8 protein-coding genes are annotated in these 7,730 nt (G+C 75.1%); 7 read left to right on the top strand and 1 reads right to left on the bottom strand.

Annotation, left to right across the window (positions count from 1 at the left end; genetic code table 11):
• Positions 1-91 precede the first annotated feature (91 nt).
• Positions 92-733, bottom strand: a complete 642-nt coding sequence (locus D0D15_RS34955) for a GntR family transcriptional regulator (protein WP_094007007.1) — start codon at positions 731-733, stop codon at positions 92-94.
• 67 nt (positions 734-800) lie between these two features.
• On the opposite strand from D0D15_RS34955, the gene D0D15_RS34960 reads away from it, so the two are divergent.
• The 7 genes from D0D15_RS34960 (at position 801) to D0D15_RS34990 (ending at position 7,341) form a co-directional block, all read left to right on the top strand.
• Positions 801-1,970, top strand: a complete 1,170-nt coding sequence (locus tag D0D15_RS34960; RefSeq protein WP_115945070.1) for an AI-2E family transporter — start codon at positions 801-803, stop codon at positions 1,968-1,970.
• A 51-nt stretch (positions 1,971-2,021) separates the two neighbouring features.
• Positions 2,022-2,591: a biotin transporter BioY gene (locus D0D15_RS34965; RefSeq protein WP_094007010.1), complete on the top strand. Its 570-nt coding sequence runs from the start codon at positions 2,022-2,024 to the stop codon at positions 2,589-2,591.
• 2 nt (positions 2,592-2,593) lie between these two features.
• On the top strand, positions 2,594-3,823 hold the full coding sequence (locus D0D15_RS34970) for a class I adenylate-forming enzyme family protein (protein ID WP_115945072.1): 1,230 nt from the start codon (positions 2,594-2,596) through the stop codon (positions 3,821-3,823).
• A gap of 88 nt (positions 3,824-3,911) precedes the next feature.
• Positions 3,912-5,018: a thiolase family protein gene (locus tag D0D15_RS34975; protein WP_115945071.1), complete on the top strand. Its 1,107-nt coding sequence runs from the start codon at positions 3,912-3,914 to the stop codon at positions 5,016-5,018.
• Complete coding sequence (locus D0D15_RS34980; RefSeq protein ID WP_094007014.1) at positions 5,015-5,689, top strand: energy-coupling factor ABC transporter ATP-binding protein; 675 nt, start codon at positions 5,015-5,017, stop codon at positions 5,687-5,689. The genes D0D15_RS34975 and D0D15_RS34980 overlap by 4 nt, the downstream gene beginning before the upstream one ends.
• 235 nt (positions 5,690-5,924) lie before the next feature.
• A complete protein-coding gene (locus D0D15_RS34985) occupies positions 5,925-6,524 on the top strand; it encodes an energy-coupling factor transporter transmembrane component T family protein (protein WP_094007015.1) in 600 nt (199 codons plus the stop codon).
• Positions 6,525-6,564: 40 nt separating this feature from the next.
• Complete coding sequence (locus tag D0D15_RS34990) at positions 6,565-7,341, top strand: adenylate/guanylate cyclase domain-containing protein (protein WP_094007156.1); 777 nt, start codon at positions 6,565-6,567, stop codon at positions 7,339-7,341.
• Positions 7,342-7,730 lie beyond the last annotated feature (389 nt).

Here is a 7,730-nt window from a genome sequence, read left to right on the forward strand (position 1 = left end):
GGCGCGAGTGTGGGACTCGCGCGCCGGAAGGTGGGACTCGCGGGCGGGAGCGTGGGACTCGCGCGCCGGAGTGTGGGACTCGCGGGCGGGGTCAGTCGGCGAGGTCTTCCAGTTCCCGCCAGATCTCGGTGGTCACCTCGGTGGCCGCGGCCGTGTCGCGGACGCGGCAGGTCGCGATGAGCCGCTCGTGCAGCTCCGCCGACTGGTGCCCGGCCCCCTCGGCGAAGCGGATCCGCTCCAGGCGGCGGATCAGTGGCGTGTAGCGGTCGATCGTCGCGGCGACCGCGCGGTTGCCGCAGGCACGCACCAGCACGTCGTGCAGGTCGTCGTCCGCGCGCAGGGCCCCGTCGACGTCTCCGGCGCGGGCCGCGGCGGCGAAGCGGTCGTTCGCGGCCGCCATCGCGTCGCAGTCGGCGTCGGTCAGCCGGGGGACCGCCGTGCGCGCGGCCAGTTCGTGCATCGCCCGCACCACGGCCGCCGCGTCGCGGACGTCCCGGGACAGCAGGGGGGTGACCCGGGTGTGGCTCTGCGGTTTGGTCTCGATCAGCCCCTCGTCGGCGAGCCGGGCCAGTGCGTCGCGCACCGGCGCCCGCGACAGGCCCAGCTCCTGCGCCAGGTCGGCGTCGCGCACCACGCTGCCCGGGGCGAGATCGCCGCGCACGATCGCGTCCCGGATGACCTGGTGCGCGGTTTCCCGCAGCAACGTGCGCCGGACTCGTTCCACAACTGACATGTTAGATGTCAATCGCCAGGAAAACCAGCCCGGTTTCGCCACCCCCTCCGCCGGTTACTCGCCCAGCGTGGCGGCGTCAGCTGCGGATTCCGAGGGGCCGGACGACCTGGTCGGCCAGCCCCGTGACGCCATCACCGGCCCGGTCGCCGACGCCGAGGCCGTCGCCGATCGCATCAGCAGCGAGGAGCGCCCGCTCGGCCCGCCCGGCAAGCCGATGAACAAGCGCTCGCCGTTCTTCGTGGGCATGGCCGCGGCCGCCGGGGCGGCGGTCACCGCCGGCGCGGTCTGGTTCCTGTTCATCGCCAGCGGCACGCTCGTGCTCATCGGCGTCGCGCTGTTCGCGGCGATCGGACTGGAACCCGTCGCGTCCTGGCTCGTCCGGCACGGCCTGCCGCGGCCGCTGGCGGTCACGGTGATCGTGGTCGGCGGGCTGGGCCTGGCCGCCGGGTTCTTCGCCGCGCTGATCCCGCCCCTGGTCGAGCAGGCCGTCCGGTTCATCGACCAGGTGCCGGAGTACCTGGCGCGGCTGGGCGACCGCAGCTCGTGGCTCGGCCAGGTCAGCGCGCGGTTCGACCTGCAGCAACGGCTCCAGAGCACGTTCAGCGACCCCAACCCGGCCCTGGTCAGCGGCCTGCTCGGCAGCGGGCGCGCGGTGCTGGGCACGCTCACCGACACGCTGATCGTGCTCGTCCTGACGATCTACTTCCTCGCCGACTTCCCGCGGCTGCGCGCCACGATCTACCGGTTCGTGCCGCACACCCGCCGCCCGCGCGCGATCCTCATCGGCGACCAGATCTTCGCCAAGGTCGGCTCGTACGTGCTGGGCAACGTCGTCATCTCGATCATCGCCGGGGTGCTGGGGTTCATCTGGTTCACGATCTTCGGCATCCCGTACCCGGTGCTGCTGGCGCTGCTGCTCGCGGTGCTCGACCTGATCCCGGTGATCGGCGCGATCATCGCCGGGGTCGTGGTGAGCCTGACCGCGCTGACCGTGTCCTGGCCGGTGTGCCTGGCCACGGTCGGGTTCTTCATCGTCTACCGGTTCGTCGAGGACTACCTGCTGACGCCGAAGATCATCGGCCGGTTCGTGGACGTGCCCGCGCTGGTCACGGTCGTCGCGGTGGTGCTCGGCGGGGTGCTGCTGGGCATCGTCGGCGCGCTCGTGGCCATCCCGGTGGCCGCCGCGGTGCTGCTGTTCGTGCGGGAAATCGTGTTCCACCGGCTCGACCACAGCTGAATGTGACCTGCGTCTTTCCCACCGCGGCGAGCCACGGGTTACCGTTCCCGCGTGCCACGCCCCACCCTTCCCGCCGGTGACCTCGCCCGCACCGTCGTCTTCGCCGCGTTCATCGCCGTGCTCGGGCTGTTCCCGGGCCTCTACGTCGGCGGCTCCGGTGTGCCCATCGTGCTGCAGAACGCCGGCCCGCTGCTGGCCGGATGCGTGCTCGGCGCGCGCCGCGGCACCGCCTCGGTCGTGCTGTTCCTCGCGCTGACCGCGATCGGCCTGCCCCTGCTGTCCGGCGGCCGCGGCGGGATCGCGCCCTTCATCGGCCCCAGCGGCGGGTTCCTGATCGGCTGGATCCCGTCGGCGCTGGTGGTGGGGCTGATCGTGGCGCGGCTGAAGCGGGCCAACCTGCCGGTGCTGCTGCTCGCCGCCGCGGCCGGCCTGGTCGTCGACTACGTCTTCGGCATCACCTACCTCGGCGTCTACACCGGCGACCTGGGCGCCGCGGCCGTGCAGTCGCTGGTGTTCCTGCCCGGCGACGCGGCCAAGGTCGTCGCGGTCGCCCTGATCGGCGCCGTCGTGCACCGGGCGCTGCCCGGCAAGCTGGTGGGATCGGCGTCCCGGAGCGAGTGACGGTGGTGCCGGACGAACGGGCGTACGGCGCGGCGCGGTGGCTGGCCGGCCGCGGGATCGGCGAAGGCTCGCGGGTCGCGCTCGACGTGCCGGACGTGCTGCCGTGGTTCCTGGGCGCGGACCTGCTGGGCGCCGCGTCCCTGGTGATCGAGCCGTCCTGGACGCCCACCGAGCGGGCCGCGGTGCTGGCCGACGCTCGCCCGGACCTCGTCGTCACCGCCCCGGCTCCCGCCCCCGCCGAGCCGGTCGAGGCGGCCGGCGACGGGGAGACGTTCTTCTACCTGCCCACGACCTCGGGCAGCAGCGGCAGCCCGAAGGTCCTGGTGCGCACCCGGGACTCGTGGCTGCGCAGTTTCGCCGCGCTCGGCCCGCTGCCCGGGCCGGTGCTGATCCCCGGGCCGCTCAGCTCGTCGCTGTTCCTGTTCGGCGCGCTGCACGGCCGGTGGTGCGGCCGGTCGGTGATCACGTTGCCGCGCTGGGACGCCGAGGCCGCGGCCCGGACCGAGGCGGCGACCGTGCACCTGGTGCCGGCGATGCTGTCCACTCTGCTGTCGGTGCTGGAGCGGCGTGGTGGCTCGTCCGGGTTGCGGACGGTGGTGTGCGGCGGGGCGCATCTCGGCGACGAGGTCCGTGCCCGGTTCGCCCGTGTGCTGCCGGAGGCGGAGCTGATCGAGTACTACGGCTCGGCGGAACACTCGCTGATCGCGATCCGGCGTGGCGCCGGGGGGCTGCGTCCCGTTCCCGGCGTGGAGCTGGACGTGCGCGACGGGGTGCTGTGGGTGCGGTCTCCGCTGGCCTACGCCGGGCAGCTGCGCGATGGCGACCTGCGCGCGGCCGGTGACTGGTCCACCGTGGGCGACCTCGTCGAGTTCGATGCGTCCGGTGCGCTGGTCGTGCGGGGCCGGGCCGGGGCCACGGTGTCCAGCGGCGGGCGGCTGGTGCCTGCCGAGGAGGTCGAGGCCGTGCTGCGGAGCGCGCCCGGCGTGGTGGACGTGCTGGTCAGCGGCACGCCGCACCCCCGCCTGGGCGAGCTGGTCACGGCGGTCGTCGAGGGGCCGGCGCGGCTGCGTGAGGCGCGGGCGGTCGCCCGGGACCGGCTCGCGCCCGCGAACCGGCCGCGGCGCTGGCTGCTGGTCAAGGAGCTGCCACGCACCGCGTCCGGCAAGCCGGCCCGGGCGCTGGTCGCCGCGCGGCTGGCCGAGGGGACTCTGCCCGCGGAGCCGTTGACGTGACCATGGCTGCCGTGATGGCCGTGCTCGATGAACCGGCCCGGGCGCTCGCCGCCGCGCGGCTCGGGACTCTGTCCGTGGAGCCGCTGCCGTGACCACGCCCGTCGTGATCGCCGCGCGGCGCACCGCGATCGGCAACGCGTTCGGCGCCCTGCGTGGGGTGCCGGTGGACGAGCTGGCCGCGCCCGTGCTGCTCGGCGCCCTCGACGACGCCGGTCTGTCCACAGTGGATGACGTGGTGCTGGGCAACGTGTTCGGGCCCGGCGGGAATCCGGCGCGGGTCGCGGCCTTGCGCGCCGGGCTCGGGGTGCCCGGGGTGACCGTGGACCGGCAGTGCGCGAGCGGGCTGGCCGCCATCACCCTGGCCGCGGCGATGATCCGGGCCGGGGACGGGGAGGTGTTCCTCGCGGGCGGGGTGGAAAGCGCCTCGACCGCGCCGTTCCGCGCCTGGCGGGTCGACGGCAGCAGCGAGCCGGGCGAGTTCTACACGCGCGCGCCGTTCGCGCCGGCCGAGATCGGCGACCCGGACATGGGCCCGGCCGCGCACCGGGTCGCCGCGGAGGCCGGGATCTCGCGGCAGCGGCAGGACGCGTTCGCCGCCCGCAGTCACGCGCGCGCGGTCGCGGCGCAGCGGGCGGGCCGGTTCGACGCGGAGATCGTGCCGGTGCGCGGGGTCGCGCGGGACGAGCGTCCGCGGGACGGCTTCACCGAGGCCCGGCTGGCGCGGTTCCGGCCGGCGTTCACCCCGGACGGCACCGCGACGGCGGCGAACTCGTGCGGGATCAACGACGGCGCGGCGGCGGTGTTGATCGTCAGCGAGCGGGTGCAGCGGCGGCTCGGCGTGCCGGGGTTGCGGCTGGTCGCGTCGGCGACGTCGGCGGTGGACCCGAACCGGCTCGGGCTGGGCGCGGTGCCGGCGATGCGGACCGTGCTGGACGGGACGCCCGATGTGGTCGAGTTCAACGAGGCGTTCGCCGGGCAGGCGCTGGCGTGTCTGGACGCGGCGGGCCTCGACGAGCAGATCGTGAGCCCGGACGGCGGGGCGATCGCGCTCGGTCACCCGTGGGGGGCCTCGGGTGCGGTGCTGGTGGTGCGGTTGTTCGGCACACTGGTGCGGCAGCGGGGCGGTGGGTGCGGCGTGGCCGCGCTGTCCGCCGGGGGCGGCGTGGGCGTCGCGACGAGGTGGGAGGCCGGATGATCGAGTTCGAGGGCGTCGGGCACCGCTACGGCGCGCGGGTGGTGCTGTCCGAAGTGGACTTGCGCATCCCGGAGCGGCGGGTGGCGTTCGTCGGCGCCAACGGGTCCGGCAAGTCGACCCTGGCGCGGATGATCAACGGGCTGGTGGCGCCGACGTCGGGCCGGGTGCTGGTCGACGGGCTGGACCCGGTGCGCGAGGGCCGGGCGGTGCGCAGGCGGGTCGGGTTCCTGTTCACCAACCCGGACAGCCAGATCGTGATGCCCACGGCCGGTGAGGACGTGGCGTTCTCGCTGCGCCGGAGCGGACTGTCCAAAGCGGAGCGTGCTGCCCGGGCGGCGGAGGTGCTGTCGCGCTACGGGCTGGGGGACTATGTCGATCATCCGGCGCACCAGCTGTCCGGCGGGCAGAAGCAGTTGCTGGCGCTGTGCGCGATGCTGGTGCTGGAGCCGGACATCCTGGTCTGCGACGAGCCGACGACGCTGCTGGACCTGCGCAACAAGCGCCGGTTCGCGGAGACGCTGGCCGGGCTGCCGCAACAGGTGGTCCTGGTGACGCACGACCTGGACCTGTTGGACGCCTTCGACCGAGTCGTGGTCCTGGACGCGGGCCGCATCGCGGCGGACGACACCCCGGAGGCGGCGCTGGCGCACTACCGGAAGCTGATCGCATGAGCCCGCACCACGCACGGGCCGGAGCTGGTCGCAGCGTCGACGGGCCGCTGGTTGATCTGCCTCCGGGCCGCAGTCCCGTTCGAGACGAGCCAGGCTCCGCCCTCCTGCACCGGGCTTCGGCCGTTGGTGAGGTGCGTGGAGCTGCCCCTGTGCCCTCTCGCGGCACTCGACCCGTGCGGGGTGCGAGAGGGCCGTTGCCGGGCCACGGTTCCCGGCGCGGCCGGGGGCTGGCCGGATGAACGCCTGGTACGAGCCGGGCACCAGCGTCCTGCACCGGGCTCCGGCGGGGGTGAAGTTCCTGGCGCTGCTGGCGCTCGCCGCGGTGATCTTCGTGTTGCGGTCGCCGTTGTGGCTCGGCGTGTTGTGCGCGGTGGCCGTCGTCGGGTATGGGGTCGCTCGGGTGTCCTGGCGGCGGTGCTGGGGGCTGCTGCGGTCGCTCGGGCTGCTCGTCGTGGTCGTGTTCGCGCTGCAGTGGTGGCTGCTCGGCCTGGAACCGGCCGTCGTGGTGTGCCTGCGGATCGTCGCCGCGCTGGCCGCCGCGAACCTGGTCACCCTCACCACCCGGGTGGACGACCTGGTCGCCGCGGTCGAGCGGGGGCTGGGGCCGCTGCGGCGGTTCGGGGTGCGGCCGGAGCGGCTCGGCCTGCTGGTCGGCCTGACGCTGCAGGCCGTGGCGACGCTGACCGGCATCGCGGGTGAGGTCCGGGAGGCGGCGAAGGCACGCGGCGCGGACCGGTCGGTGGTCGCGTTCACCGTGCCGTTCCTGGTGCGGACCCTCCGCCACGCCGACGAGCTGGGCGAGGCCCTGGCCGCCCGCGGCGAGGGTGATCGCTGACGCGTCGCGCCGGGTGATCGCCGCCCACTATCCTGGGCCGGTGACCGACGAGGCCCCCGGCGGCCGCCGCAGCAGGCTCGGCCAGGCGTTGCGCGAGGTCGACCGGCGCGAGAGCCTGCTCCGCACCGCGCGGTTCGTGCGGCGGCTCGCACCCGGCGACAGCGAGATGGGCGACCCGCTGTCCACCGCGGGCCGGCTGCCGTCGCACCGTCTGGCCCGCGCCCTGGCCGGCAGCCCGGAGCCGAGCGTGCTCCGCGAGCTGGGGCTGACCGCGGTGCAGGTGTGGCAGGCGTTCACCGGCTCCCGGCACGCCACCGAAACCGCCGGGATCACCATCCTCTTCACCGACCTGGTCGGCTTCTCGACGTGGGCCCTGGAAGCCGGCGACGACGCGGCGCTCCGCCTGCTGCGGGAGGTCGGGCGCGTGACCGAGCCCGAGATCACCCGCCGCGGCGGCCGGGTGGTGAAACGCCTCGGCGACGGCCTGATGGCCGTGTTCGCGGACCCGGGCGCCGGGGTCGACGCGGCCGTGGAGGCGTGCGCACGGGTCGCCGAGCTGGAGATCTCCGGGCACCGGCCGAGCCTGCGGGCCGGCCTGCACGCGGGGACGCCGCGCAAGCTCGGGCACGACTACCTGGGCGTGGACGTCAACGTGGCGGCGCGGGTGGCCGACGCCGCGGCCGGCGGGCAGGTCCTGATCTCCGCCCCCGTGCGCGACGCGCTCGACCCGGAGCGCTTCGAGGTGCGCCGCAAACGCTGGTTCCGCGCGAAGGGCACGCCACGGGACCTGGAGATCTTCTCGGTCGAGCCCGCCTGACGCCGGTCGGGGCCCCCGCGGCGCCGAGGATGGGGAACACGGCGCTGACCCGATGGGGGACACGGCTGTCTGTCGCGGCCCGGCGGCCGACCCCCGCCGCGCGCCGACGCCAAGGCCGAGTGGGTGCGTTCGTTCGCGTCGGCGAAGGCCGCGTCTTGCCGACCGGCCTGGGTTCACGCTGCGGTTGATCGGGCTTCACCGTGGCTGCGGCCGGCCGCAGCCACGGTGGCCGCACTGGCCTCCCGACCGCACTGGCCCTCCCGAGGTTCACGGGTACTGCCCGTGCCCCACGTCTGCGGCCCCGCCGGCCGAAGTCCCACCCCCGTGCCCCGCGCGCGCAGGTGCCTACCCGAGCGTCCCGCCCGGCCGGAGGGGCACGGGGGTGGGAC

Source organism: Amycolatopsis thermalba (genome assembly GCF_003385215.1).
GTDB classification, from domain to species: domain Bacteria; phylum Actinomycetota; class Actinomycetes; order Mycobacteriales; family Pseudonocardiaceae; genus Amycolatopsis_E; species Amycolatopsis_E thermalba.